Source organism: Anoxybacillus eryuanensis, from assembly GCF_051200995.1.
GTDB lineage: Bacteria > Bacillota > Bacilli > Bacillales > Anoxybacillaceae > Anoxybacillus > Anoxybacillus tengchongensis.
Window position 1 is genome coordinate 100,897 of record NZ_JBPODS010000004.1, and the last position, 24,327, is coordinate 125,223.

Annotated in this window: 29 protein-coding genes; 8 read left to right on the forward strand and 21 right to left on the reverse strand. The window is 38.5% G+C overall.

The genetic code is table 11. The features are described from left to right. Positions 1-4 precede the first annotated feature (4 nt). The 8 genes from HNQ84_RS06865 to HNQ84_RS06900 all read right to left on the reverse strand — a co-directional run bounded on the left by HNQ84_RS06865 (position 5) and on the right by HNQ84_RS06900 (position 5,990). Entirely contained in the window at positions 5-355 is a 351-nt protein-coding gene (locus HNQ84_RS06865) for a hydrogenase maturation nickel metallochaperone HypA/HybF (RefSeq protein ID WP_435621610.1), read from the reverse strand. Then, positions 348-767, reverse strand: a complete 420-nt coding sequence (locus tag HNQ84_RS06870) for a Rieske (2Fe-2S) protein (RefSeq protein ID WP_435621611.1) — start codon at positions 765-767, stop codon at positions 348-350. The genes HNQ84_RS06865 and HNQ84_RS06870 overlap by 8 nt, the downstream gene beginning before the upstream one ends. Beyond that, on the reverse strand, positions 764-1,240 hold the full coding sequence (locus tag HNQ84_RS06875; RefSeq protein WP_435621647.1) for a HyaD/HybD family hydrogenase maturation endopeptidase: 477 nt from the start codon (positions 1,238-1,240) through the stop codon (positions 764-766). Before HNQ84_RS06875 ends, HNQ84_RS06870 begins: the two co-directional genes overlap by 4 nt. Beyond that, the gene (cybH, locus tag HNQ84_RS06880) at positions 1,230-2,006 is read right to left on the reverse strand and encodes a Ni/Fe-hydrogenase, b-type cytochrome subunit (protein ID WP_055441540.1); all 777 of its coding nucleotides are present in this window, start codon (positions 2,004-2,006) and stop codon (positions 1,230-1,232) included. Before cybH ends, HNQ84_RS06875 begins: the two co-directional genes overlap by 11 nt. An 11-nt stretch (positions 2,007-2,017) precedes the next feature. Next, a complete protein-coding gene (locus HNQ84_RS06885; protein ID WP_435621612.1) occupies positions 2,018-3,739 on the reverse strand; it encodes a nickel-dependent hydrogenase large subunit in 1,722 nt (573 codons plus the stop codon). Positions 3,740-3,741: 2 nt separating this feature from the next. Next, on the reverse strand, positions 3,742-4,812 hold the full coding sequence (locus tag HNQ84_RS06890; protein WP_183243229.1) for a hydrogenase small subunit: 1,071 nt from the start codon (positions 4,810-4,812) through the stop codon (positions 3,742-3,744). A 168-nt stretch (positions 4,813-4,980) separates the two neighbouring features. After that, positions 4,981-5,700, reverse strand: a complete 720-nt coding sequence (gene tatC, locus HNQ84_RS06895; RefSeq protein WP_435621648.1) for a twin-arginine translocase subunit TatC — start codon at positions 5,698-5,700, stop codon at positions 4,981-4,983. A gap of 107 nt (positions 5,701-5,807) precedes the next feature. Next, complete coding sequence (locus tag HNQ84_RS06900) at positions 5,808-5,990, reverse strand: twin-arginine translocase TatA/TatE family subunit (protein WP_012575061.1); 183 nt, start codon at positions 5,988-5,990, stop codon at positions 5,808-5,810. A 92-nt stretch (positions 5,991-6,082) separates the two neighbouring features. Between HNQ84_RS06900 and HNQ84_RS06905 the strand changes: the two genes are divergently transcribed. Continuing rightward, positions 6,083-6,448 (forward strand): GIY-YIG nuclease family protein, encoded by a 366-nt coding sequence (locus tag HNQ84_RS06905; RefSeq protein WP_055441536.1) that lies wholly within the window; start codon positions 6,083-6,085, stop codon positions 6,446-6,448. Between the two features lie 21 nt (positions 6,449-6,469). Here HNQ84_RS06905 and HNQ84_RS06910 read toward each other — a convergent pair whose 3' ends face one another. The 4 genes from HNQ84_RS06910 to HNQ84_RS06925 all read right to left on the reverse strand — a co-directional run bounded on the left by HNQ84_RS06910 (position 6,470) and on the right by HNQ84_RS06925 (position 9,304). Further along, positions 6,470-7,690 carry a dicarboxylate/amino acid:cation symporter gene (locus HNQ84_RS06910; RefSeq protein ID WP_435621613.1) on the reverse strand — a complete coding sequence of 407 codons (1,221 nt, stop codon included), beginning with the start codon at positions 7,688-7,690 and terminating at the stop codon, positions 6,470-6,472. A 196-nt stretch (positions 7,691-7,886) separates the two neighbouring features. Beyond that, the gene (locus tag HNQ84_RS06915; RefSeq protein WP_435621614.1) at positions 7,887-8,018 is read right to left on the reverse strand and encodes a YuzL family protein; all 132 of its coding nucleotides are present in this window, start codon (positions 8,016-8,018) and stop codon (positions 7,887-7,889) included. A 34-nt stretch (positions 8,019-8,052) separates the two neighbouring features. Beyond that, positions 8,053-8,829: a class I SAM-dependent methyltransferase gene (locus HNQ84_RS06920; protein ID WP_435621615.1), complete on the reverse strand. Its 777-nt coding sequence runs from the start codon at positions 8,827-8,829 to the stop codon at positions 8,053-8,055. 40 nt (positions 8,830-8,869) lie between these two features. Then, positions 8,870-9,304 carry a BrxA/BrxB family bacilliredoxin gene (locus HNQ84_RS06925; protein WP_183243219.1) on the reverse strand — a complete coding sequence of 145 codons (435 nt, stop codon included), beginning with the start codon at positions 9,302-9,304 and terminating at the stop codon, positions 8,870-8,872. 141 nt (positions 9,305-9,445) lie between these two features. Between HNQ84_RS06925 and metA the strand changes: the two genes are divergently transcribed. The 3 genes from metA (at position 9,446) to HNQ84_RS06940 (ending at position 12,514) form a co-directional block, all read left to right on the forward strand. After that, positions 9,446-10,354 carry a homoserine O-acetyltransferase MetA gene (metA, locus tag HNQ84_RS06930; RefSeq protein ID WP_183248708.1) on the forward strand — a complete coding sequence of 303 codons (909 nt, stop codon included), beginning with the start codon at positions 9,446-9,448 and terminating at the stop codon, positions 10,352-10,354. Between the two features lie 92 nt (positions 10,355-10,446). Next, positions 10,447-11,952, forward strand: a complete 1,506-nt coding sequence (locus tag HNQ84_RS06935; protein ID WP_435621616.1) for an MDR family MFS transporter — start codon at positions 10,447-10,449, stop codon at positions 11,950-11,952. Position 11,953: 1 nt separating this feature from the next. Then, positions 11,954-12,514 carry a helix-turn-helix transcriptional regulator gene (locus tag HNQ84_RS06940; protein ID WP_435621617.1) on the forward strand — a complete coding sequence of 187 codons (561 nt, stop codon included), beginning with the start codon at positions 11,954-11,956 and terminating at the stop codon, positions 12,512-12,514. Between the two features lie 7 nt (positions 12,515-12,521). On the opposite strand, the gene HNQ84_RS06945 is transcribed toward HNQ84_RS06940, so the two are convergent. Further along, complete coding sequence (locus tag HNQ84_RS06945; RefSeq protein WP_435621618.1) at positions 12,522-13,196, reverse strand: class I SAM-dependent methyltransferase; 675 nt, start codon at positions 13,194-13,196, stop codon at positions 12,522-12,524. 64 nt (positions 13,197-13,260) lie between these two features. Here HNQ84_RS06945 and HNQ84_RS06950 point away from each other — a divergent pair, with 64 nt between their 5' ends. Beyond that, entirely contained in the window at positions 13,261-13,395 is a 135-nt protein-coding gene (locus HNQ84_RS06950) for a hypothetical protein (RefSeq protein ID WP_435621619.1), read from the forward strand. A 23-nt stretch (positions 13,396-13,418) separates the two neighbouring features. Here HNQ84_RS06950 and HNQ84_RS06955 read toward each other — a convergent pair whose 3' ends face one another. From HNQ84_RS06955 to HNQ84_RS06965, 3 genes are all read right to left on the reverse strand, one after another. Next, positions 13,419-13,571: a hypothetical protein gene (locus HNQ84_RS06955; RefSeq protein WP_183248712.1), complete on the reverse strand. Its 153-nt coding sequence runs from the start codon at positions 13,569-13,571 to the stop codon at positions 13,419-13,421. 41 nt (positions 13,572-13,612) lie between these two features. Continuing rightward, positions 13,613-14,089 carry a ribonuclease E activity regulator RraA gene (gene rraA / locus HNQ84_RS06960; RefSeq protein WP_435621620.1) on the reverse strand — a complete coding sequence of 159 codons (477 nt, stop codon included), beginning with the start codon at positions 14,087-14,089 and terminating at the stop codon, positions 13,613-13,615. A gap of 65 nt (positions 14,090-14,154) precedes the next feature. Then, a complete protein-coding gene (locus HNQ84_RS06965; protein WP_435621621.1) occupies positions 14,155-14,655 on the reverse strand; it encodes a metal-dependent hydrolase in 501 nt (166 codons plus the stop codon). 169 nt (positions 14,656-14,824) lie between these two features. Here HNQ84_RS06965 and HNQ84_RS06970 point away from each other — a divergent pair, with 169 nt between their 5' ends. Beyond that, positions 14,825-15,931, forward strand: a complete 1,107-nt coding sequence (locus HNQ84_RS06970) for an acyltransferase (protein ID WP_435621622.1) — start codon at positions 14,825-14,827, stop codon at positions 15,929-15,931. Between the two features lie 89 nt (positions 15,932-16,020). Further along, on the forward strand, positions 16,021-17,694 hold the full coding sequence (locus HNQ84_RS06975; RefSeq protein ID WP_435621623.1) for a methyl-accepting chemotaxis protein: 1,674 nt from the start codon (positions 16,021-16,023) through the stop codon (positions 17,692-17,694). A 22-nt stretch (positions 17,695-17,716) separates the two neighbouring features. Here the strand turns inward: HNQ84_RS06975 and HNQ84_RS06980 are convergent, their stop codons facing one another. Then, complete coding sequence (locus tag HNQ84_RS06980; protein ID WP_435621649.1) at positions 17,717-18,550, reverse strand: uroporphyrinogen-III synthase; 834 nt, start codon at positions 18,548-18,550, stop codon at positions 17,717-17,719. 164 nt (positions 18,551-18,714) lie between these two features. On the opposite strand from HNQ84_RS06980, the gene HNQ84_RS06985 reads away from it, so the two are divergent. Continuing rightward, entirely contained in the window at positions 18,715-20,025 is a 1,311-nt protein-coding gene (locus HNQ84_RS06985; RefSeq protein ID WP_435621624.1) for an ATP-binding protein, read from the forward strand. A gap of 77 nt (positions 20,026-20,102) precedes the next feature. Here HNQ84_RS06985 and HNQ84_RS06990 read toward each other — a convergent pair whose 3' ends face one another. The 4 genes from HNQ84_RS06990 to HNQ84_RS07005 all read right to left on the reverse strand — a co-directional run bounded on the left by HNQ84_RS06990 (position 20,103) and on the right by HNQ84_RS07005 (position 24,202). Beyond that, entirely contained in the window at positions 20,103-20,543 is a 441-nt protein-coding gene (locus HNQ84_RS06990) for a flavodoxin (RefSeq protein WP_435621625.1), read from the reverse strand. Between the two features lie 130 nt (positions 20,544-20,673). Beyond that, on the reverse strand, positions 20,674-22,533 hold the full coding sequence (locus HNQ84_RS06995) for a PTS fructose transporter subunit IIABC (RefSeq protein WP_435621626.1): 1,860 nt from the start codon (positions 22,531-22,533) through the stop codon (positions 20,674-20,676). Next, complete coding sequence (gene pfkB, locus HNQ84_RS07000; RefSeq protein WP_435621627.1) at positions 22,530-23,453, reverse strand: 1-phosphofructokinase; 924 nt, start codon at positions 23,451-23,453, stop codon at positions 22,530-22,532. The genes HNQ84_RS06995 and pfkB overlap by 4 nt, the downstream gene beginning before the upstream one ends. After that, the gene (locus tag HNQ84_RS07005) at positions 23,450-24,202 is read right to left on the reverse strand and encodes a DeoR/GlpR family DNA-binding transcription regulator (RefSeq protein WP_435621628.1); all 753 of its coding nucleotides are present in this window, start codon (positions 24,200-24,202) and stop codon (positions 23,450-23,452) included. The genes pfkB and HNQ84_RS07005 overlap by 4 nt, the downstream gene beginning before the upstream one ends. Between the last annotated feature and the right edge of the window lie 125 nt (positions 24,203-24,327).

Sequence of the window (24,327 nt, forward strand, 5' to 3'; positions counted from 1 at the left end):
ATTATTAACCCCCTTCATATGCCAAAATACGAAATGTTTCTCCAGCTACCATTTTTCCAGTTGGAAGCAAACATGTTGGACATTGAGAAATTTTTGTAACTGGTTCATACTCTTTTCCACAAATGGTACAAATGGCTTTTGCTTGTTCCATATGAATGATTAATTCAGCATCGGTCGTTAAACAATTATCTTCTTGTATTTTATACACATCAAAAGCAAACCGTAATGCATCTGGAAGCGCATTGCTTAACGTACCAACAACCAACTCTACTTTTTTTACACATTTCACTTTTTTCTTTTGAGCATCTTGTTCAATTAGCTGAACGATTTCTCCCATTAACGCCATCTCATGCATACGAATCCCTTTCTATTTGCACATACCATACATTTCCCTCTTTTTTCGTTGGAAGAAGTGGCATATGCAATGTGCCATGTTGTGAGAATATGTGCCATTCACGATCACAGTATAAACAAATAAAACGATGATCTTGCTGAATGTAATGAGGCATCACGTGACAATGTGAACAAATGGCTTTTCTTACATGTAATGTCCCATCATGTTTATAAACAACGATCGGGATACGACCAACTGTTTTCATTTCGACATCACATACATCATCGCACGGGCCAATCGTATGCCACGTGCGATGATCGAAAAATAATTTCTTCACTTTTTCCACCTCTTCCTCTAATAATGGGGCGGAAACTTCTTTCATCGTTTCAATGAAACTATTACGCATCATCTTTAAAAATTGCAGGCGATTCATGACGTATGACACCACTTCTCTACTTGATGAACGACTTGCTCGACGACACAAGGAAGTTGCGCTTGGACAATCGGTGATAGTTCTAATCCGAGAGATAAAGAAGCTGGTTGTATTCCGAATAAAACCATTTGCTTTGGGTATGTTTGACGTAATTTCGCCGCTGACAATACTTCCTGAAAACCAAGTTGATGAATAGACATTTTAATTCCAAAATACGCTGGAATTTCGTCGTCCACTAATGTAATGATCGTTCCTGCTTCTTTTCCTGCATTGACAGCATCGACTATTGCTAAATAATCCGTTTCTTCGATCGTTTCAAGTAGGCGCATTCCATCGGTTGATCCTTCAATTACTTCCACATTATCGTATTTCGCCAATTTTTCTTCTAATAAAGGCAAAATATGAATACCCACTCCTTCATCGGAATAAAGTAAATTTCCAATTCCGAGAACGGTTATTTTTTTATTTTTCATCATGTTCACCTAATGCTTCTTTTTTTCGCTCTATTTTATAGCCGGTAAAAATCGACGACATCGTTCCATTTCGTTGTAAATAGTCTTCTCGAAACGCCATATACACATGTACGACAGTAAAAATCATAAACCCCCATGCAACAAGGTGATGCCATGAACGAACGGAGTAGCTATCACCACCAAATAAATGAGCCACCCACATAAACATTTTTCCATAAATCGACTCCGGCTGTGGCTCGAATAATAAGTAATAACCTGTAAGCATCATAATGATGGATCCAAGCCCGATAAAAATCCAATAACTCAATTGAGCAAGTGGATTATGTCCAATGTAATGTTTTTTATTGTTTTTCATAAATAAGTAATATTTGATCGTTTCGAATGCTTCTTTCCAAAAAGAAAAGCGAAACGGATTCGATGTCGCATGTTCATTTCCTTTGTATACCCAATACCAACGAACAGCTAAATTAATAGTAAAAAGAAAAGCAACAAAAAAGTGAATATAGCGCGCCCACCCCATTAAAAACGAGTAATACGCTTCTTCTTGAATAGATGCGGAAACAAACGGGCGGCCGATAAACACGCCCGTAATCATTAAAACTATAATGGAAAAAGCATTGATCCAATGAAAAATACGAACAGGTAATTCCCATACGTACACTTTCACCATTTCATCGTTTAGCTCAATGTTTTTCGCTTTTCGTGACCGTTTCCAAACTACTTGTGTTTGTTTTTGCTCAATTTTTGGATTTGTTGGGATTGACATACACTCCCCTCCTACCCAATACGAATATGAGTCGTCTGTTTTGATTCAAGGTCTGTTAAATGAACCGCACATGCTAAACATGGATCGAACGAATGGACAATGCGTAAAATTTCCAATGGTTTTTCTTTGTCAAGCAACGGTGTTCCTTTTAAAGATGCTTCATATGCACCAATTTGCCCTTTATGGTCACGCGGTGAGGCGTTCCACGTTGTCGGAACAACAGCTTGATAGTTTTTCGTTTTCCCATTTTCAATTTCAATCCAATGGCCTAACGCTCCGCGTGGTGCTTCCATCCATCCTACTCCTTTTGCGTGTTTTGGCCATGTGCTTGGTTCCCATTTTGTTCGATCAAATGTAATTTGGTTTCCATTGCGAATATTCGCAAGTAACGCATCCATATCGTCACGCATCCATTTCGCAACGAGGATAGACTCAAGTCCACGTGCTACTGTGCGCCCGAGTGCTGAACGCATTGCTTCAAGTGGCCAATTTAATTTTTTCAACGTATCATCTATTAATCCGACAAACTCATCTTTCTTTAATGCATAACCAACAAGCATACGTGCAAGTGGCCCTGTTTCCATCGGATGCTCTTTCCATCTCGGAGATTTTAACCAACTGTATTTTTCCTCCGTATTTAATGTTTTAAATGGTGGTTTCGGTCCTGTATAACGAAGCGAAGTTTCGCCTTCCCATGGATGTTTACCAACTCCACCTTCTTTTCCATCATACGTATACCATGAATGATCAATAAACTCTTTTACTTGTTCTGGATCTTTTGGATCAACATCAAGTACTTCATTTAAATTTCCATTTAAAATGGCACCACGTGGGAAACGATATAAATGGACGTCGCGAATATCACCTGTTGAAAAATCACCATAACATAAGTAGTTATTTAAGCCACCACCATACGTCCAATCTTTATAAAACGATCCAATCGCTAGTAAGTCTGGAATGTAAACGTTATTTACAAATTCTACTGCTTGGTCAATAATTTGCGAGACATGCATCAAACGTTCTGCATGAATGGCGTTATCGCTATTAATATCAATTGGCGTAGCCATCCCACCAACAACATAGTGAGGATGTGGGTTTTTCCCTCCGAAAATTGTATGGATTTTCACAATTTCTTTTTGCCAATCAAGCGCCTCTAAATAGTGAGCAACAGCAAGTAAATTTACTTCAGGTGGTAATTTATATGCCTTATGTCCCCAATATCCGTTGGCAAAAATACCAAGCTGACCACTATCCACAACTTTTTGTACTTTCGCTTGGATGTCTTTAAAATAACCTGGAGACGATTTCGGCCAACTCGAAAGCGACTGAGCGATACGGCTCGTTTCGTTTGGGTCTGCTTTCAAGGCGCTTAGTACATCAACCCAGTCAAATGCATGCAAATGATAAAAGTGAACGACATGGTCATGTAAAAAGACCGCTGCGTTCATAATGTCACGAATGAGATGTGCGTTTTTTGGAATTTTAATATCGAGCGCATCTTCAACGGAACGGATAGAGGCTAAGGCATGAGTTGTTGTACAAACGCCACAAATGCGCTGCACGTATGCCCAAACATCTCGTGGATCGCGATCACGTACAATTAGCTCAATGCCACGGACTGCTGTTCCGGAACTAAATGCCTCTTGAATGACACCACTTTCATCAACGTCTACTTCTATACGTAAATGTCCTTCAATTCGCGTTACTGGATCGACAACAATACGTTCTGCCATCTTTATTCACCTCGATCATGATGTTCATCTTTTTTCTTCATTGCCGTGACCATAGCATGGGCAGCAACACCTGCAGCGGTCACACCAACTGCAATCGCTCCAACCGTTTCTGGATTAATCGTCGTTTGGGATGCAGGAATTTTAGCACGACGAACAAAGAAAGGACCGTTATCCCAAAAACCTTTTTCAGAGCAACCAATACATGGGTTCCCAGATTGAATTGGGTAGCTAACTCCCCCGTTCCAGCGCATTTCTGCACAAGAGTTATAGGTTGTTGGTCCTTTACACCCTACCTTATACAAGCAATATCCTTGTCGTGCCCCCTCATCATCAAACGATTCAGCAAATAGCCCGGCATCAAAATATGCCCGACGATTACATTTATCGTGAATACGATGACGATAAAATGCTTTTGGTCTGCCAAGATGGTCAAGCTCTGGCAGTTTTCCAAACGTGATGATATGTGCAATTACACCTGTCATGACTTCTGCAATTGGTGGACATCCTGGGACTAATATAACTGGTTTATCTTTCACGAAATGCGTAATCGGTTTTGCTTTTGTTGGGTTCGGATATGCGGCAGGAATTCCCCCCCACGATGAACAGCTTCCATATGCGATAATCGCTTTTGCTCCTTTAGCAGCGCGAAGGAACGTTTCTTTTGCCGATACACCACCAACCGTTAAAAATGCATCATCTGTCGGCAAACTTCCTTCCACCGCAAGTATGTATTCTCCAGGATAATGTTCCAAAACATGTTCAAGGGCGGCTTCAATTTGATGGCCCGAAGCGGCGGAAAGTGCTTCTGAATATTCGAGGGAAATCATGTTCAAAAGCACACTTTCTACTTTTGGATGCGTAGAACGAATAAATGATTCAGAGCAACCCGTACAGTCTTGGAACTGTAGCCAAATCACAGGAACTCGTTGATTTTTTTCCATCGCCGCAACCACTTGATCTGTTTGCGAAAAGTCTAGCCCCATAGTTGCTGCAAGAGCCGTACACATTTTTAAAAAATCGCGTCTCGTAAAGCCGCGATCAAGCACTTCTTCTAAAATAGTTTTTCTTTTCACATAACTCCTCCCCTTTACTTGATAACGTTTACAATTGATTATATATCATTATTTCCCTTTATGTTATTTTTAAGGGATAATTGTCACAAAATGTTCTTAAATATATTAACAACATGAAAATAGTTTTTATTATAATAAGTAGAAAAACAGAAAAAGAAAAAGCGCCTTCTATTGTGAAGACGCTTCTTGTTTCGACTGTTTTTCTTTTCGTTTATACACAAATTTTGAGATCGATATACTTACTTCATATAACAACAGCAATGGAATAGTTACTAGAAAGTCAGAAATAAAATCCGGTGGCGTGATCGTTACCGCGATAATAACTAATATAAAATACGCGTATTTTCTTACTTTTTGTAGCGCATATGGATTAATTAAACCAATACTTGTCAAAAACATAACGATGATTGGTAATTCGAACAATACAGCGAAAGGAATCGTCATGTTTAAAATAAATCGAAAATACTTTTCTGTCGTAAACATCGTTGCGAACAAATCTTCACCGAGACTCATTAAAAAGTGAAACACCATAGGCAATACAACAAAGTAGCCAAAACATAAACCGAGCACAAATAATAGAAACGTCGCTGGAATATACGATAATGTTATTTTTCGCTCCTTTGGTGTAAGAGCAGGCTTAACAAACATCCATACTTGCCAAACAAATACCGGAATCGTCATTGTAATCGCAAAGACGCCAGCTAGTACGACATACACCCATAAAATATCAGTGGGACCTAAAATCGTTAGCTTGACATCTAAATCAGAAATCAGCCAACGATATAAATCTTGAACAAAGATAAAACCTACAATAAAAAATAAAATTAGTGCTCCAACAACAATAAAAATGCGTTTACGTAACTCTTCTAAATGTTCAACCAACGTCATCTCTTCATCTTCGTATCTTTTCTTTTCTTCCACGAGCGTAAACACCAACCTTTTTCCATGTTAAAAACGGCAACACATCGTTGCCGCCTTATGATTGACTTGTTTCTTTATTTTTTATTTTCATCAAGCTCTTCTAATACTTCATCGCGCAATCCTTTTGTTGATTTTTTAAACTCACGTAATGTTTCACCAAAAGCTCGTCCGATTTCGGGTAATTTTTTCGGTCCAAAAATGACAAGAGCGATGACAAGAATTAAAATTAAGCCAGGTACTCCAATATTTGAAAGCATAACGTCATCTCCTTTTTTATACATACGCTTCTTTTTTATTTTATTGCTAATATCTTCATTTTTCAATGACAAATTTTTGAGGGGTGTGAGAAATGTTTAACAATCAACATACAGTATACGCTATTTTCTTTACATTGCATAGCCATACAACTGTACAAGTAGGAAAATTAGGGACGATTGTATTTCCAAGCGGAAATTATATTTATGTAGGGAGCGCGAAAAGAAACATACAATCACGTATTCAACGCCATCTCCAAGTAGAAAAACGCAAGCATTGGCATATTGATTACATTCGTCCATACAGTGAAATTACACATGTCCAAACATATTCCTCTGAACTTAGTGAATGTGAACGTGTACAGCAACTTTTTGAACAATACAGAGGGCAATGGGTCGCAAAAAAATTTGGCTCATCCGACTGTCGTTGTTTTTCTCATCTTATTTACTATAAACAATAAACGAGGGGTATGTCCCCTCGTTTAGCTCGCCTTTTCATATTTTTCTTCTGATTTAGCTATAATTACTGCGCATGCAGCATCGCCTGTAATATTTACGACCGTTCTCGTCATATCAAGCAAACGGTCAACTCCTAAAATAAGAGCAATAGCTTCAACTGGTAGACCAACGGATGTCAATACCATAGAAAGCATAATTAAACCAACACCTGGAACGCCTGCTGTACCAATACTCGCGAGTGTTGCCGTTAAAATGACTGTCAAAAGATCACTAAATGTCAAATCAACACCATACACTTGCGCGATAAACATCGTTGCAACACCTTGCATAATGGCTGTTCCGTCCATATTGATGGTTGCCCCAAGTGGTTGCACAAAACCGCTAATGCTTTTTGGAACGTTTAAATTTTTTTGTGCTGTTTCCATAGATACTGGCAATGTAGCATTACTACTCGATGTACTAAATGCAACAGCCATCGCTGGGGAAAACCCTTTAATAAACGCGATAGGGTTCATTTTTCCAAGTGTCCATACAGCTACACCATACACAACGAAGAAATGAACAAATAATGCTAACAATACAGCAAACATATATTTCCCCATCGCTGCGATCGCGTCGAATCCTTGTCCTCCAATGGCGATAGCAATCAATGCAAAAGCACCGTATGGAGCGAACTTCATCACCCATTCGACTAAGTACATGAGAACATCATTGGCTTGCTCTACGAATACTCGTACTTGTTTTACCCGATCACCTAGACGAGCAATTGCCATCCCCACAAGCACTGCAAAGACAATTACTTGAAGCATATTCCCTTCTACCATTGCTTGAAATGGGTTAGTTGGAATAATGTTTAATAATGTATCTACAACTGGTGGAGCTTCCTTCTTTTCAAACGTTGCCCCTTCTAAATTAAAATTTCCTTCTCCCGGACGAATCACAGATCCTAACGTCAAAGCAATGATAAGTGCCAAAGAAGTAGTAATTAAGAAGAATGCAATAGTTTTCATACCGATACGACCAAGTTTTTTTGGATCACCGACACCAGCTGCCCCTAAAATAAGCGACACAAGTACAATTGGAACAACAAGCAGTTTGATTAAGTTAATAAATATTGTGCCAAGTGGATTGAGCACGTACGTTTTTGTGAGGTCAAACCATTCTGTTGGAAGGGCTAAGTTGAAAATAAGACCTACGATAATTCCTGCAAACATTCCGAGTAAAATTTTCTTTGTCATCGACATATCCACACCTCCATCAAGTTCTGCGTCTTTTGCTGTAAAACGTATTCAACTTTGTACGGAAAAAAGAGTTAAAGGAGAGGACCGTTTCAATTGTAAATGTTTTTTTTGAAATTGTAAAGAAAAAATGAATATAATTGTTAGAAAAGTAGTTGAATTTCTTTTTTTACAAAAAAAACTACCACTATCACGTGGTAGTTTACATCCGCTTTGTTTTTTTACGACTTGAATCCACTTCAATGCCACTTGATTCCTTTTCAGTTGTTCCTTGTCCTTTTATTTCCGGTGAACTCAACCCCGTTTTCGAAGCATCTTTTTTTCGTTTCCCCACTTTATTCACCTCCTACCGTCTTATTTTGCACCTTTCATGAAAGTTCAATCGTCCCAAAATGAAATTTTGCTGTTTTTCTTCGATAAACCGAAAAACCGAATTGTTGAAATCTCGAACTTTGCCAATGGTCTTTTAATACGATTCGTTGACGTGCCACTCGCCTTGCTTGTTCGATCACTTCTGTGGTTAGCTCCGTATATAATGCTACTTGTTTTAATCCTCTTATCCCATCTGCTTCCTCAATGGTCACTTCAAACATTGGATCAAAATAAACGACGTCATATGACTGATCATTACATTGCGCTAAAAATGAGCGAAAATCGGCATGGTGCACATGAATGCGTCGCATCGCTTCATTAAGTTCAACCACATCGCTATCCCAATGGCGTAAACCTTGTTTTGTTAAGTAAGCAATATACGCATTTCCCTCAATTCCTACTACTTTCCCATCCTCACCGACAACTAAGCTAGCGATAATGCTATCCGCTGCCAATCCAAGCGTACAATCTAAAAACGTCATCCCTTTTTGTAACTTCGTCGCTTGTAAAAACGGATCGCTTTCTCCTTTTAAAATACGCTTTGCACGAAAAGAAGCAGAATTAGGATGAAAAAATAGCGGTTCGTGTCCGTACGGAAAATGAACCTCTAACCTTTCTTTCCCAACAACAAGAACAGCTTGAGCCGTATGTTGTTGAATAGCTGTAATGGAACGTTTTCGACGCGGAATATATGAAGTTTGTAAGTCTAACGCAATTTGTTTCGCTTTCTCAATCATTTGTTCATTCGTTCTACCAGCTGTTGTCACAATCATATGTTCACCCCAAAAGAAAAAGGATGTCTGTAGGACACCCTTAGCAATGTTTTTCAAAAGCTTGCATAATATTTTGCATAATATTTTCAAGCGAATTCGCTTCGATATCGTGGCGTGGAATAAAATGAACAACTTCTTTTCCTTTCAATAACGCCATCGATGGAGAAGAAGGTTCAATACCGACAAAATATTCACGCATTTTTGCTGTCGCTTCCCGATCTTGTCCCGCAAAAACAGTAATGAGATGATCCGGTTTTTTTTCGCTCATTTGTACCGCCTGAATAGCTGCTGGACGTGCAAGCCCTGCTGCACAACCACAAACAGAATTAACGACAACAAAAGTCGTTCCCTCTACTTGTTCCATAAACTGTTCCACTTCTTCACTCGTACGCAATTCTTTAAATCCACCGTTGACTAATTCATCGCGCATCGGTTGTACTACTTGACGCATATATTCTTCATATGACATAAACATACGTACATCCCTCCAAATCATTATTGCTTTTACAAGAATACAACAATGTAAATAGAAAAATCAATAAAATAAAAAACATTGAACAATTTTCTAAAAATTTTTATAATGAATGTATTTATATGATGTAGGAGGTTGAGAACATTGCCAATTAATATTCCACGTGATCTTCCAGCAAAAGAAATACTAGAACAAGAAAATATTTTCGTTATGGATGAAGATCGCGCCTATTCCCAGGACATTCGACCATTAAACATTATCATTTTAAACTTAATGCCACAAAAAGAAAAAGCAGAAACACAGTTGTTGCGTTTACTTGGGAATTCACCGCTACAAGTGAATGTAACCTTCTTACGACCAGAAACACATGAGGCAAAAACAACATCAAAATATCATCTTGATCAATTTTACACGACATTCCAACATGTTCAACATCGAAAATACGACGGCATGATTATTACCGGGGCACCCGTTGAACATTTACCGTTTGAACAAGTTGATTACTGGAATGAGTTAACTGAAATTATGGAATGGACAAAGAAAAATGTCACATCCACGTTACATATTTGTTGGGGTGCACAAGCAGGGATGTACTATCATTATGGGATTCCAAAATACGACTTACCACAAAAATGTTTCGGTGTATTTGATCATATGTTAGAACAAAAGCACGTTAAACTCACCCGTGGATTTGATGATATTCATAAAATTCCACACTCGCGCCATACAGATGTAAAACGTGAGCACATTGAAGCTGTTTCAGAGCTAACGATTTTATCTTCATCCGAAGAAGCAGGTGTCTGCCTTGTTATTTCCAATGATGGAAAGCAAGTGTTTTTAACAGGGCATCCAGAGTATGATGCCACGACATTAAAGGAAGAATACGAACGTGATGTAGCCAAAGGCTTAGACATTCAAATTCCAAAATATTATTTTCCACATGACGATCCAAATGAGCAACCACGTAACATATGGCGATCGCACGCTAACTTGTTGTTTGTCAATTGGCTCAATTACTACGTTTATCAAGAAACGCCATACGTATGGGAATAATTCCTCGCCGCACAGCGAGGATTTTTATTGCTATATTACTCAAATTTGAATATAATAACTTGTATATTCTTCATACAGAAAGGAGTAATAAAATGGAAAGTGAACAACGACATTTATCGTTTATTATTGCTGGGCTACTATTGGCCATTTTAATGGCAGCGATGGATAATACGATTGTTGCAACTGCAATTGGGACAATCGTTGCTGATTTGGGCGGGGTAGATCAATTTGTTTGGGTTACATCCGCCTACATGGTTACTGTCATGGCCGGTATGCCTATTTTTGGAAAGTTATCCGATATGTATGGTCGAAAACGTTTCTTTTTATTCGGGTTAATCGTCTTTTTAATCGGTTCTGCGCTCTGTGGTTTAGCACAAAGCATTGTGCAACTTAGCATTTTCCGCGCGATTCAAGGAATTGGTGGCGGGGCATTAATGCCCATTGCATTTACAATCGTATTTGACGTGTTTCCACCAGAAAAACGAGGGAAAATGACTGGATTGCTCGGCGCGGTCTTTGGGATGTCAAGCGTGCTTGGTCCGTTGCTCGGTGCTTATATTACCGATTACTTAAGCTGGCATTGGGTATTTTACGTTAATGTCCCAATCGGTTTATTGTCTATTTTTTTCATTGTTCGTTATTACAAAGAAACAACGCCACATACAAAACAATCGATCGATTGGCTTGGTGCACTCACCCTCGTCGTCACAGTCGTTAGCCTAATGTTTGCTCTTGAATTAGGTGGAAAAAAATATGATTGGAACTCGATCACGATCGTATCATTATTTACAATTAGCGCCGTTTTTTTAGTAGCATTTTTGTATGTAGAAACGAAAGCAAAGGAGCCCATTATCTCATTTTCACTTTTTAAACGGCGAACGTTTGCTGTCGCACAGTTGCTCGCTTTTTTATACGGTGCTACATTTGTCATTTTAACAGTTTTTATCCCGGTGTTTGTACAAGCGGTTTATGGCGGTACAGCGAAAAATGCCGGACTCATCTTAATGCCAATGATGCTTGGGTCTGTCGCAGGCAGTTCATTCGCTGGTGTTTCACAAACGAAAACATCGTATCGAAATATTATGTTTATTTCTGTAATCGCCTATTTTACGGGTATGCTCTTACTTAGTCTTATGACACCAGACACATCGCGCATATGGTTAACTGTGTATATGGCAGTCGCTGGATTCGGAGTAGGATTTTCATTTTCTTTGTTACCGACTGCATCGATGCACAATTTAGAGCCACGTTTTCGTGGAACAGCAAATTCAACCAATTCGTTTTTTCGCTCGCTTGGCATGACACTCGGTATTACCATTTTTGGTACTATTCAAACAAATACATTAACTAACAACTTAAAAGAAGCTTTTCATTCGATGCCATCGACACATGCGTTTGACCCTCGCGCACTGTTTGAAGCGGGAACACGAGCTCAAATTCCGGCGCCCATTTTACAAAAAATTGTCGATGCGCTAGCATCATCGATTACTTATGCGTTTTCGCTTGCATTAATACCGATTGCCCTTTCTTTTCTATTCATTTTCTTTATGGGGAATGAAAAACTCGAAATACAAAAACGTGTAGAAGCAGGGAAATAAAATGAGCGTGAAACTCGTCATTCTCGGTTTGTTGATGGAAGGAGAAAAACATCCGTATGAAATTCAACAAATTGTCAATGAACGTCATATGAAACATTACATCAAACTAGCAGCCGGATCGCTTTATTACGCTTTCGAGCAACTCGAGAAACAAGGATATGTAGAAGTAGTCGATGTTGTACGTGATACGAATCGTCCGGATAAAACAATTTACTGCATTACTGAAAAAGGAAAGCAACATTTTGAACAACTATTACTAGAACAATTACAAAAACACGAACATATTCATCGCTCTATTTATGCAGGACTGTCGTTTGCTGCATATGCTGATATGGAAAAAGTAAGTGCAGTATTAAAGCAACGATTACACGAAACAAAACAACAACTTGAAAAATTAAAATTGATCTTTGAACAAAAGCGTGAAAATGAATACGTGACAAAATTATACGTATTAAAAGGGGTCATTATGCATTTAGAAACAGAAGTAGAGTGGCTGCAACAATTGATTAACATTGCTAACAATAAAAAACTAAAAGAAAAAGGGGGAGGCTTATGGCAATAAGCTTCCCTCACTTTTTTTGCAACATAAACAACCACATAAACGAAACAGCTTGTTTTAATTCAGTTGAGAGCTGTTGAAGGAAAGAACCATCAACTCCGCGCTTATATACTCCTTCTTCAGCAATAAGAGTGAACCCATTTTCCTTCGCTAACTGTTCAAACTCCCAAGGCATCATCGTATTGCAAATGACTGCTTCACCATATAGACGGCGATAACTATTCACTCGCGGAGCGGCCGTTGGTCCAAGAATGCCAACACATACATATGCGTTCGTTTTTAACACACGGCGAACTTCTTCAAGCGCTGCAAGCGGCTGTTCTGTCCATTCTAAACAATTAATGATCATGGCACCTGCAAACGTCTCATCTGGGAAAGGCAAATTCATAACATCCGCTTGTTGAAAATGAAGATGTTCATGAGGCCTTTGTTTTTTCGCCAATTCAATCATTTCACTTGATAAATCTAATCCAATGACACGATATCCTTGTTCACACAGTTTATATGATCCGTATCCATCGCCACAACCAATATCTGCAATATACCCGTCCTTCCGCATATATGTTGTCACAAACGGAATAATCGACTTTCTACTTCCTCTCTCCCACATCTCTTCGCTGCTTTGATGCCACCACTCTGCTCGTTCATCCCATTGTTTTTCTGCCTCTTTATGCCATGTGTGCATAACTCCACTCCTTTCCGAAAAACTAAACATGTTAAGTCTATTGTAGCAGAAAGGAGTAAAAAACATGACAAAAAAAGTGAATAAGGGAAGTAAAAATCAAAACGCACCGACACAGCACGGACAAATACATGATGGTGTAGGAGACAACAGTAAAGGGCGCGAACAAAATAAAAACCAAAACGATAAAACAGATCATTAAAAAAGTCGGGCTGATCGCCCGACTCATTCTTCTTGCTTACTAACACGAATGGCAGGTGTATTGTTGCCAATATAAAAAGGGACAACTTCTTCACCTTGATGCTCATAAAAATAACGATTGATTTCTTGTTCAGCGAACGCTACTCCATCTTCTATGATCGTTCGTTTTTTATCCATCGTCTATCCCCCCTTAGACGATAGAATAACCGAAAAAATTGCTATTCATGTAATGGATCGTCTGAAACGATCACCCCATCTTCATCAACATATACGTATATACCCGGCTTCCACTCCACATCTCCGAAATGTACAACCGTATCTCGCGTCCCTTTTCCTTCTTTTTTACTTTTACGCGGACATGTTCCAAGTGCAAGTACGCCAATTGGCATCGCACTTATTTCTTTCGAATCACGAATACATCCATGTACAATAATGCCTGCTAATTGACGGTCACACGCAATTTGCGCAAGACGATCGCCCACAAGCGCACATTGTTTTGAACCTTTTCCATCAACAACGACTACACTGCCTGCTGGTACCGTTTCTAGTGCTTCTCGGACGAGTACATTATCTTCAAAAACATCTACTGTTGTGATGGGTCCATAAAACGATGTTTTTTTTCCATAGTTTTGAAATGCAAGTGAACAAACGCGCACACGTTCTCCATATTGATCACATAAATCCGCCGTTTTCATCCTCATCCCCCATTTTCGCTAATCTCACCATAATAATAGTCAATCTATTCTAAAAAATCAATCAATTAGAATAGAAATAATGAACCTTGTTCTTCTATCGCGCCGTTCATTAAGAAATAGATGAACAAGGCGAGAAAACAGTAAAAAAGCACAGTTTCAAAAAAACTAGATGTACGATATGTAACGATAAACCGATATCTTTTTTTGGAAAATGGCCATAACAACGGAACACCTTGACTTGAACAGTAATCGGCTAAGACGTGAAATGCATAACCCAAGCATAAGCCGAGCGTAAAAGAAGAGAAATGCTGTAATAATAAAACAGCGGTAATCGCTCCCCAGGCTAGTAATGAGTGCGTAAATCCTCGATGACCGAACGCCCTTTTTACTTGTTTTGCCACACCAAGAGAACGACGACCAATATACGAATTTGGTTCATCAATATCAGGAAGCAACCCCCCAATCGCTAATCCAGCGGCATAAGCAATAGTGAAAGATACAGGAGTATACGTTGCAACTCCAGCACCAATAGCTAATGATGAAACAATATGAGTATGATAACGCATTATTTTTTCGCCTTCCTTTTTGTAAACGTTTTACACAACATTTATTATTAACATTCATGAATTTGTGATGGTTTTTTCAACAAATGTTCATCCCTTGAATCAACTTTGTGAAACTATTAGCATTATACTAATATATGAACAAACTGACAAATGAAGCTGGTGAGGAAAAATGATGAAAAAAACACCTGCAGAACTAACCGTTATGAAAAGTTTAGCATTTTTAGCTGTTGTGTTTCAAAGTGCGTTATTATACATTATGAATCATCGCTCTCCGCATGCTGAGGAAGCGATTATGATGGGGATATTATTTCATTTCGTCAAATTTTCCGCTCCTGTGTTCGTGTTTTTAGTTGGATTTCATATGGCGCAACAGAAAGAAGCGATTCATTATCGACGATACGTGTCTCATAAATGGACAGAACTCATGATTCCATATATCGTATGGTCATTTGTTTATTTTATATTATTTTCTAGTCATCTGCATGCATCTGAAGTAATGAAACAACTAGTGCTCGGCGAGGCAGCACCACATTTATGGTACGTCGTAATGATTATACAATTTCATTTACTGATTTTAATCATTGTTCCATTTTTCCGTTGGCTTGATCAAAAAAATTATTGGAAATCATTTATTATTGTTAGCGCAATTATTTACATTGGCTTCATTACGTTCATTTCTCCAATCGTTCAAAGCGAATCATATATACATTATGTAGATCGCACGTTTTTGGCTTATTTCTTTTACTTTTGTTTAGGGGGTGTAGCAGCATACACGCTACCAAGTTGGCGGAAATTTGTTATTCAGGCGATTCCACTTAACACATTTTTATTTTTATCGCTTTTTATCGTTGTTGGTTATGAGCTATTTATATCTCAAAGTATCTTTTCTATCGATTTAACAGAGATTACGTATTTAAAACCTTCGATGGTGTTATACGTTACATCAGAAATTTTCTTGTTATACGGTTTATCGATCACGATTGTGCAGACAAAATCTCGATTATATACCGCGTTGCGTTTTATCGGTCGATATACGTACGGTGCATATATTGGGCATGTGTTCTTCCTACATATGTTCGCACCAATGATTCCGACGACAATGTATTCCATGTTACAAGCGGTAATCTTATTCTTAATTACAACCATCGCGTCAATCGGCATTTGTTATATGGTGCACGCAACACCCCTTAGCTTGCTTTTAATCGGTCAAACCCGGGAACATCGGACACTTTCTATTCCAACGATTTCAAAACTCAAAAAAGGGATCCCAAGTTAACAGCGGGATGCCTTTTTATTTTGTTTATCCAAACATCCTCTTGTTTCAAGCATATAATAAATTGGACAAATAGAGAAAGGAGTAAGAAAATGAGCATTAGTCGAAAAATATTTTTAGGATTTTTCATCGTTTTGTTGTTCGTGATATGTATAGGAGGATTTCAAATATTTAGAATGAATGAAACAAATGAAATGTATAAACGTTTAATCAATCATCGTTTCAATGTCATTACGAAAACAGACGAAATGGTTACTATTTTTTACGAAGAAAGGAAGGATATACTTACTTATTTACTACTAAAAGACAACGACTTTTTAACGAGTTACGAAGAAAAACGAAGACTGTTTTATACAAATTATGAGCAAATAAACTCGATGTTATCAACATCAGAAAGCAAAGCGATTGTCAATCAATTACAACAACTAGAATATGAATATTTTCAACTCGTCCAGCAATTTTTACGCACAACTAACAAACTAGAACAGTCAAACGTCATTCAAAAACTACAAAAAACAGGAAGTCTCTTTTTACAAACAGCTGAACAAATGTTGCAACGACAGAAAAAACTATTAGTAACGGATCAACAGCATATTGAACATTACATGAGACAAACGTACATTATATCACTTACGAGCATCACATCCCTTGTTTTACTAGGTGGCATCGCTTCCTTTTTAGTCAGTCGTCAAATTGCCAAACCTATTCTCCTCGTATCTGATGAACTACAACGTGTGGCAAAACAAGATTTATCTTCTCCCCCTTTATTAGTTAAAACAAAAGACGAGACAAGACATATGATTGAATCAATTAATCGTATGAAAAGGCATTTAAAAGAAACGATACAAACAATGAAAAAAGTATCAATCCAAGTGGCATCACAAGCAGAACAGTTTACAGCAAGCGCCGAACAAAGTACACAGTCAGCTGAAAAAGCCACGGAAATGGCCGAACAAACATATGCCGAAGCGCAAAAACAACTACACATGTTGACAGCGTCTGATCATGCATTGCATGAACTATCGATCGGAATGAATCAAATTGCTGAAAACAGCGAAGATTTACTTACATCAGCGGAGCGAGCATATGAATCTGTAAGTAAAGGGAAAAACGCTATCCAGGCTGTTTCGACGCAAGCAAATGAAGTACGCGCTGCCATGTTTGCAACCAAAACACTTGTTGAGTCGTTAGAAAGTCGTTCAGAAACAATCGGGAAAATTACAAACGTCATTACGGCAATTGCTGAACAAACAAATTTACTTGCATTAAATGCCGCAATTGAAGCAGCCAGAGCAGGAGAGCATGGAAAAGGATTTACCGTTGTCGCCGATGAAGTGCGAAAACTATCTGAGCAATCAAAAGATGCGGCAAAAGAAATTGAGATGATGCTTGAGAAAATAAAAATAGAAACGAAAAAAGTTTCCAAAGCAATGGAACAGAATACACAAAAACTTACGGACGGTGCAATATACTATGAACAAACGGAACACTCATTTTACGCCATCAATGAGTCTGTTGAACAAGTATTTTCAAAAATACAAACCACATCCGCAGCCATTGAACAAATGACGGCAGTTTCGAACGAACTAACACAAACAATGAAACAATTAAAGCAACTATCACAACAAGTCATGCAAAAAAGTAAAGAAAGCGCAGTAACTGTAGAAGAACAGCTAGCCATGAACGAACAAATTTCTTCCGCTGCTCAAACACTTACTAAACTTAGCGAGCAACTGCGTACAATGGTTGAATCATTTCATCTGTAGCTGTGCATGCCTGTATGCACAGCTACTGCTTATCAAAATATTGAGCAAGCTCAACAATCATCGCTCCCATCCGTTCGTGAGCTGGCGCAATGACACGTGCAACCCCTTCTTCATGTAACGCTTCTTTTGTCACCTTCCCAACCGCAACAGCTACCACATCTTCATCAAACGCCCGTTTGATTTCACGTATGTATCCCCGTTCGTTCACAAATGAAAAAAAGAAACGCACTTGAATAGCTGATGTAAAACAAACCGCTTGTACAGATTGAGAAATGATTTCATCAATAAGCGGTTCCATCATATCTAGTGTAGGTGGGGTATGAAGATATGGCCATACTTCTTTATATAAAGCCCCTTGGTTGACTAAAAACTGCTTTAACGACGGAGCTGAGTCCCCATAGAGCTGAACAACTACATTTTTGTTTTTCCATTCCACATCTTCTAAAGCACATATAAGACCTTGTGTTGTTCCATCATCTGCCGTTATATGCGGACTGATGCCGTACGTACGTAACACATTCATTGTTTTATAACCACGTACCGCCACATGTGCTTGACGAATCGCTTCAAGTAACGATTCCTTCATTCCCCATTCGTCCGCTGTTTTCATGAGCGTTTCGACACCAATTCCTGTCGTGAAAATAAACCAGTCGTTTTGCTCATTCACAATTTCGTAAAGTTGTTGCTTCAGCTCTTCATTAAAAAACATCGTTCCTTGAGCAGGTCGTGAAATCGGAATGCCTCCTTGCTTAGCGATAAGTGCACTCATTTCTTCAATTTTACGGGAGGCACATATCACAATTTTTTTATTCGCCAATGCTTTCTCAACCATTTCTCTCATCTCCTTTTTCCCCATCATATCATATAAAAATGCAAAATAGCGCAAATTTTGTTGAAACATGACAAAAAACATCGAACAGTTACACATTCACACCATCGTTAACTTAGCTTACAATGAAAGAGACGATTCGACGGAAATATTCAAATTATTCAAACATATGTCGAAAGGAGCGGCTTCATATGCCCTCGCTAATTAAAGAGATTTTGTTAAACTTATTTTTTATTATACTAGCACTATTAATCATTCCAATTTGGCTTGAAGAACGTCGCATATCCGATCACTTAAAAACAATCTTGAAAACGATCGCTATTGGGGTATGCATTATATTTTGCATGACATTTCCTATACATACAACAGGAGGATTTATTTTCGATTTGCGTCAAGTCGCCATTTGGATTGGTGGTTTATATGGTGGGGCGTTTTCTGCTATTTTTCTTTCAATCGTTACTGTCATTTATCGGATTATAATTGGCGGTACAGAAGGTATTATTGTAACGATGATAATTACAGCAATCCAAGTCATCATTTGTTTCTTTTTTTATCAAAAGTTCCAAACATATTTGTCCGTTAAAAATCGAATTGTTACGATTACCCTTCTATCTGTCGGAACAACGATTTTGACAATTGCATTTTCTGGGATATGGATTGTTGATGAATATCAACTGTCACATATTATCAGCACGTATTTTCCAGCGCAACCACTTGCTGCGTTTTTAGGTGCTTATATTACTGAAACTATTCAAAAACATAGTGAACTTCGTCGACGTATTATTCGTGCTGAAAAGATGGAAGTCGTTGGACATTTAGCCGCCTCGATTTCACATGAGGTGCGCAACCCGTTAACCGTATCGAGAGGATTTATGCAATTGTTATTACAAAGTGAACGAATGAATTATAAAGATAAACAATATATTCAAATCGCCATTGAAGAAATTGATCGTGCAGAAGCGATTATTACCGATTATTTAACGTTCGCAAAACCAGCGCCAGAGCACGTCGAAAAATTAAATGTAAAGACAGAAATTGAGCGGGTAATTGATATTTTACGTCCTCTTGCCAACATGAACAGCATCGAAATTCAAGCATCTCTTGTACCATTTGCAGTGAAAGGAGAACGACCAAAGTTCCAACAATGTTTATTAAACGTCATGAAAAATGCGATTGAAGCGATGCCACACGGAGGAATATTGCGTATTAATGTGTCTATTGATAAAGATTACGTACTAATTCATATCAGTGACACAGGAATTGGTATGACAAAAGAACAAATTGAACGCCTAGGGGAACCTTACTTTACGACAAAAGGAACGAAGGGAACGGGTCTTGGGATGATGGTTGTATACCGTATCGTTGAAACAATGAAAGGTGATTTATTTATTCATAGCGAAGTGGGTCACGGAACAGATGTATATATGTATTTTCCATCTTATTATAAGTCGGATATCGAAAAATCGTCAAAGCGACATCAGTTTGAACAAGTTAGTTATTGACTTGTTCTTTTTTGTTTTTGTTGATTATTTAGAACATAGTTTAGTTAATGAAAAAAGGCCGTATATAAAGTGGCCTCTTATAATTGCTTGGCAAAATCACGCCCGAACGCAATACATAATTGCTTATCTTCATCTGTGGGCGTCAGTTCGATCTTTAGTCCATCAAGAATGACTTCAGCTCCTCGCTCTTGTAACTTTTCCATTAAAATATCAACTGCAGCACCGTATTTTTCATAACTTGAATCGCATGAGCCGAAAACAGCTGCTTTTTTTCCTGTTAAGTCCACGTCATTCAATTCATCATAAAAATCTAAAAAATCATCTGGCAGCTCTCCATCTCCCCATGTGTACGCTCCAAGTAAAATACCGTCATACTGCTCAAGCTCTGTCGCAGTGGCTTCTAATACCTCTTTGACATCTAATTCAATCTCTTGTTCACGAACACCTTCAGCAATTGCTTCCGCCATTTCTTCTGTATTGCCTGTCATACTTGTAAATACCATGATAACTTTTGACATTAGTCATCCCCCTATCTATATTATTGATAATCATTTTCAACAATTATATATTAAATGATAATGATTATCTTTGTCAAAACTTTTTAAAAAGAAAAACGCGCGATTTTTACCATCGCGCGCGCTTGATCTATTACTCTTTCACTTCTTTTTTCCATAATCCGACCATTAATGCTGTTACGAGCGAGCCAACTAAAATTGCAAGCACATACAAAAACGGATTTCCTTTTACAATTGGGATTACGAAAATTCCGCCATGTGGTGCAGGAAGACCAATACCAAACACCATTGTCAATGCGCCCGCAATTGCTGAACCAACGATAATTGATGGAATGACACGTCCTGGATCAGCTGCCGCAAACGGAATAGCCCCTTCTGTAATGAACGAAGCTCCCATAATATAGCACGTTTTTCCTGCTTCTCGTTCTGCTTTTGTGAATTTCTTTTTAAATAGCGTTGTTGCGAGCGCCAATCCTAATGGCGGAACCATTCCACCCGCCATGATAGCTGCATGTGGGGCATAGTTTCCTGCATCAATCATTGCGATACCGAACGTAAACGCTGCTTTATTAATTGGTCCACCCATATCAACCGCCATCATACCACCGAGGATAAGACCAAGTAAAACAAGGTTGCCTGTACCCATATTTTGAAGCCATGTTTTCATTCCTTCATTTAGTGCTTTTACTGGATCAATAACGATATACATCATAATAAGTCCTGTGAGCAAGATGCCGAATAACGGATAAAGAAGAACAGGTTTAATCCCTTCAAGTGATTGTGGCAAACGACTAAACCATTTTTTTAATCCGACAACAAGATAACCTGCTAAAAAGCCAGCGATCAGTCCACCTAAAAATCCTGCACCACCATTTGCTGCCATAAATCCTCCGACCATTCCGGGCGCAAATCCTGGACGATCCGCGATGCTCATTGCGATAAAGCCAGCTAACACAGGAATCATAAGCGCAAAAGCACTGCCCCCGCCAATGTCCATAAGCGCTTTCGCAATCGGGTGGAACGACGGATCATTTGGATCAAATGCTTTAATACCGAAAATAAATGAGATTGCAATTAAAATACCGCCACCAACAACGAACGGAAGCATATTCGATACGCCGTTCATTAAATGCTTATAAAATCCTGTTCGTTCTTTTGGTGCATACGAACGGTTTCCACCACTTGCACGATAAATTGGAGCATCTTGTTTTAATGCTCGATCAATGAGTTGCTCTGGTTTACGAATCGCATCGGCAACAGGTACTTGGATGACATATTTGCCGTCAAATCGATCCATTTCCACTTGTTTATCCGCTGCAACGATAATCGCAACCGCTTCGTCAATTTCTTGTTGTGTTAACTCATTTTTCACCCCGCTAGAACCGTTCGTTTCTACTTTAATCTCGACCCCCATTTCTTTTGCTTTCGCCTTTAAGGCATCAGCTGCCATATACGTATGCGCAATTCCTGTTGGGCAAGCTGTAACGGCTAATATTTTCTTTCCATTTCCAAACTGTTGTTTCTCTTCTTTCACCATTTCTCCCTCCTTTTCCTGAATCGCTTGAATGATCTGTTGCTTTGTTGAAGCGTTTTCAATTTTTGATCGAAATGATGAATCCATTAATAATGTCGATAATCGAGATAACGCTTCTAAATGTGTGTTATTGGCTCCTTCTGGCGCTGCAATCATAAAAAACAAGTGGCTGTGTTTTCCGTCTAACGCGTCGTAATCAATTCCATCTTTCGAACGACCAAAAACAACAGCTGGCGTGCGAACCGCTTTTGTTTTGGCATGAGGGATGGCAATTCCTTCACCGATCCCTGTCGTACTTTGCGCTTCACGGGCAAAAATCGCTTCGATAAATGTCTCACGATCGTGCAATTTCCCCGTTTTTTCAAGAACATTTGCTAATTCTTCGATCACTTCTTTTTTTGTTTGGGCTTTTAAGTCAAGAATAATTGTGTCTTCTGTCAACAAATCTGTTATTCTCATACACGATCCTCCATTCGTGTGATGTTCACTTCACCTAGTAAGCGATGAACTTCTTCTTCTGTACATAAATCTTCAGAAAACGCTGTCGCACTCCCCGCCGCAACGCTATATCGAAACGCTTCTTCAAGCGATGCTTCATTTACATATGCAGCTAAAAACCCAGCTACCATTGAATCACCGGCACCAACCGAATTTTTCACTATTCCTTTCGGTGCTTGAGCGATTAATATGACATCTTTATGGAACAAAATCGCTCCATCTCCTGCAAGGGAAACGATGACATGTTGCACGCCATTGTCAATTAGTTTTTTTCCATATTCGATGATTTGATGTCGACTATGAATATGTGTTCCGAACAATTCCCCTAACTCGGTCTGGTTGGGTTTAAGTAAAAATGGTTCGTATGCGATTGCTTGTTTCAATGCATTACCACTCGTATCAACAACAACAGGAACCCGTCGTTTTTTTGCTTCTTCTATCATAGTGACATAAAATGTATCATCTACCGAGGGCGGAAGGCTTCCTGCTAAAACAAGTATATCTCCTTTTTTTAGTTGCTTAATTTTATTGATCATTGCTTCTTTATGTTCATCGCTAATGACAGGTCCTTCGCCATTTATTTCTGTTTCTTTTTCCCCTTTTAACTTAATGTTTAATCGCGTTTGTCCAGGTACAGCAATAAAATCTGTTAAAATATGCTCCCTTTTCAATTCATCAGCAATAAACTGACCTGTAAATCCACCAATAAAACCAAGCGCAACATTATGAACATGTAGTCGCTTCAATACGCGTGATACATTAATCCCTTTCCCGCCTGGAAAATATGCCGTTTTTGTTGCCCGATTTAATTTTCCAAGTTCGATCTGTTGTGCTTCAACAACATAATCGACGGAAGGATTTAATGTGCATGTATAAATCATGATTTCACAACCTCTACTGTCGTTTTTTCTTCATACATTGCTAGCAATTCTTCATCTGTTTCATCCGTAATCATCGTTGCTTCTTGTAATGGTGCAATTTTCACAAATGTGCTTTCATTTAGTTTCGAGTGATCTGCCAATACAAACGCTCGTTGTGATAAATGAATCGCTGTTTGTTTCATAAATGCTTCTTCGGGATCGGGAGTTGTATACCCAAAATCAATGTGAACACCATTTACTCCAATAAAACATTTATCAAAGCTATATTGCTGCAAGGAATGGATCGCTCCTCGACCAATTAACGCATTTGTTTTTTTCTTAATGAACCCCCCAACGAGATATGTTGGAATGTCTTTTTCTAATAGTGCCTCAATATGCATAATACCGTTAGTGACTACAACAATATTTTTTGCTTCGATATAAGGAATCATCTGGAATGTTGTCGTTCCTGCATCTAAATAAATACAATCTCCATCTTGAATAAGACTGGCCGCATACTCGCCAATGAGCTGTTTTTCATGAATGTTTTTGGTCGATTTTTCAAAAACGCTCAACTCTTCTCTTTTTTGTTGTAATAACGCTGCTCCGCCATGGACACGCTTCAATTTTTTTTCTTTTTCCAGCTGGCTTAAATCACGTCGAATCGTCGATTCTGAGCATTGCGTTACTTCGACCAATTCATGTAACTTTACAACTTCCTTTTCTTGTAACAACTGCAAAATAATACGATGTCGTTCCGGTGTTAACAATTTCACACCTCCTTTTTTAAATCGCTTACATCTTTATCATACCGAAGTATACGTAAAAAATCAATCAAATTCATTCAATTTTAATCAAAAATAATCATTATTTTTTATATATCATTCAAAAACGC

Excerpts from the sequence above, each read along its gene's own strand:
- HNQ84_RS06865 (WP_435621610.1), bottom strand. The coding sequence starts at position 355 with ATGCATGAGATGGCGTTAATGGGAGAAATCGTTCAGCTAATTGAACAA.
- HNQ84_RS06870 (WP_435621611.1), bottom strand. The coding sequence starts at position 767 with ATGAATCGCCTGCAATTTTTAAAGATGATGCGTAATAGTTTCATTGAA.
- HNQ84_RS06875 (WP_435621647.1), bottom strand. The coding sequence starts at position 1,240 with ATGAAAAATAAAAAAATAACCGTTCTCGGAATTGGAAATTTACTTTAT.
- cybH (WP_055441540.1), bottom strand. The coding sequence starts at position 2,006 with ATGTCAATCCCAACAAATCCAAAAATTGAGCAAAAACAAACACAAGTA.
- HNQ84_RS06885 (WP_435621612.1), bottom strand. The coding sequence starts at position 3,739 with ATGGCAGAACGTATTGTTGTCGATCCAGTAACGCGAATTGAAGGACAT.
- tatC (WP_435621648.1), bottom strand. The coding sequence starts at position 5,700 with ATGACGTTGGTTGAACATTTAGAAGAGTTACGTAAACGCATTTTTATT.
- HNQ84_RS06900 (WP_012575061.1), bottom strand. The coding sequence starts at position 5,990 with ATGCTTTCAAATATTGGAGTACCTGGCTTAATTTTAATTCTTGTCATC.
- HNQ84_RS06905 (WP_055441536.1), top strand. The coding sequence starts at position 6,083 with ATGTTTAACAATCAACATACAGTATACGCTATTTTCTTTACATTGCAT.
- HNQ84_RS06910 (WP_435621613.1), bottom strand. The coding sequence starts at position 7,690 with ATGTCGATGACAAAGAAAATTTTACTCGGAATGTTTGCAGGAATTATC.
- HNQ84_RS06920 (WP_435621615.1), bottom strand. The coding sequence starts at position 8,829 with ATGATTGTGACAACAGCTGGTAGAACGAATGAACAAATGATTGAGAAA.
- HNQ84_RS06925 (WP_183243219.1), bottom strand. The coding sequence starts at position 9,304 with ATGTTTATGTCATATGAAGAATATATGCGTCAAGTAGTACAACCGATG.
- HNQ84_RS06935 (WP_435621616.1), top strand. The coding sequence starts at position 10,447 with ATGGAAAGTGAACAACGACATTTATCGTTTATTATTGCTGGGCTACTA.
- HNQ84_RS06940 (WP_435621617.1), top strand. The coding sequence starts at position 11,954 with ATGAGCGTGAAACTCGTCATTCTCGGTTTGTTGATGGAAGGAGAAAAA.
- HNQ84_RS06945 (WP_435621618.1), bottom strand. The coding sequence starts at position 13,196 with ATGCACACATGGCATAAAGAGGCAGAAAAACAATGGGATGAACGAGCA.
- HNQ84_RS06950 (WP_435621619.1), top strand. The coding sequence starts at position 13,261 with ATGACAAAAAAAGTGAATAAGGGAAGTAAAAATCAAAACGCACCGACA.
- HNQ84_RS06955 (WP_183248712.1), bottom strand. The coding sequence starts at position 13,571 with ATGGATAAAAAACGAACGATCATAGAAGATGGAGTAGCGTTCGCTGAA.
- rraA (WP_435621620.1), bottom strand. The coding sequence starts at position 14,089 with ATGAAAACGGCGGATTTATGTGATCAATATGGAGAACGTGTGCGCGTT.
- HNQ84_RS06965 (WP_435621621.1), bottom strand. The coding sequence starts at position 14,655 with ATGCGTTATCATACTCATATTGTTTCATCATTAGCTATTGGTGCTGGA.
- HNQ84_RS06970 (WP_435621622.1), top strand. The coding sequence starts at position 14,825 with ATGATGAAAAAAACACCTGCAGAACTAACCGTTATGAAAAGTTTAGCA.
- HNQ84_RS06975 (WP_435621623.1), top strand. The coding sequence starts at position 16,021 with ATGAGCATTAGTCGAAAAATATTTTTAGGATTTTTCATCGTTTTGTTG.
- HNQ84_RS06980 (WP_435621649.1), bottom strand. The coding sequence starts at position 18,550 with ATGGGGAAAAAGGAGATGAGAGAAATGGTTGAGAAAGCATTGGCGAAT.
- HNQ84_RS06985 (WP_435621624.1), top strand. The coding sequence starts at position 18,715 with ATGCCCTCGCTAATTAAAGAGATTTTGTTAAACTTATTTTTTATTATA.
- HNQ84_RS06990 (WP_435621625.1), bottom strand. The coding sequence starts at position 20,543 with ATGTCAAAAGTTATCATGGTATTTACAAGTATGACAGGCAATACAGAA.
- HNQ84_RS06995 (WP_435621626.1), bottom strand. The coding sequence starts at position 22,533 with ATGAGAATAACAGATTTGTTGACAGAAGACACAATTATTCTTGACTTA.
- pfkB (WP_435621627.1), bottom strand. The coding sequence starts at position 23,453 with ATGATTTATACATGCACATTAAATCCTTCCGTCGATTATGTTGTTGAA.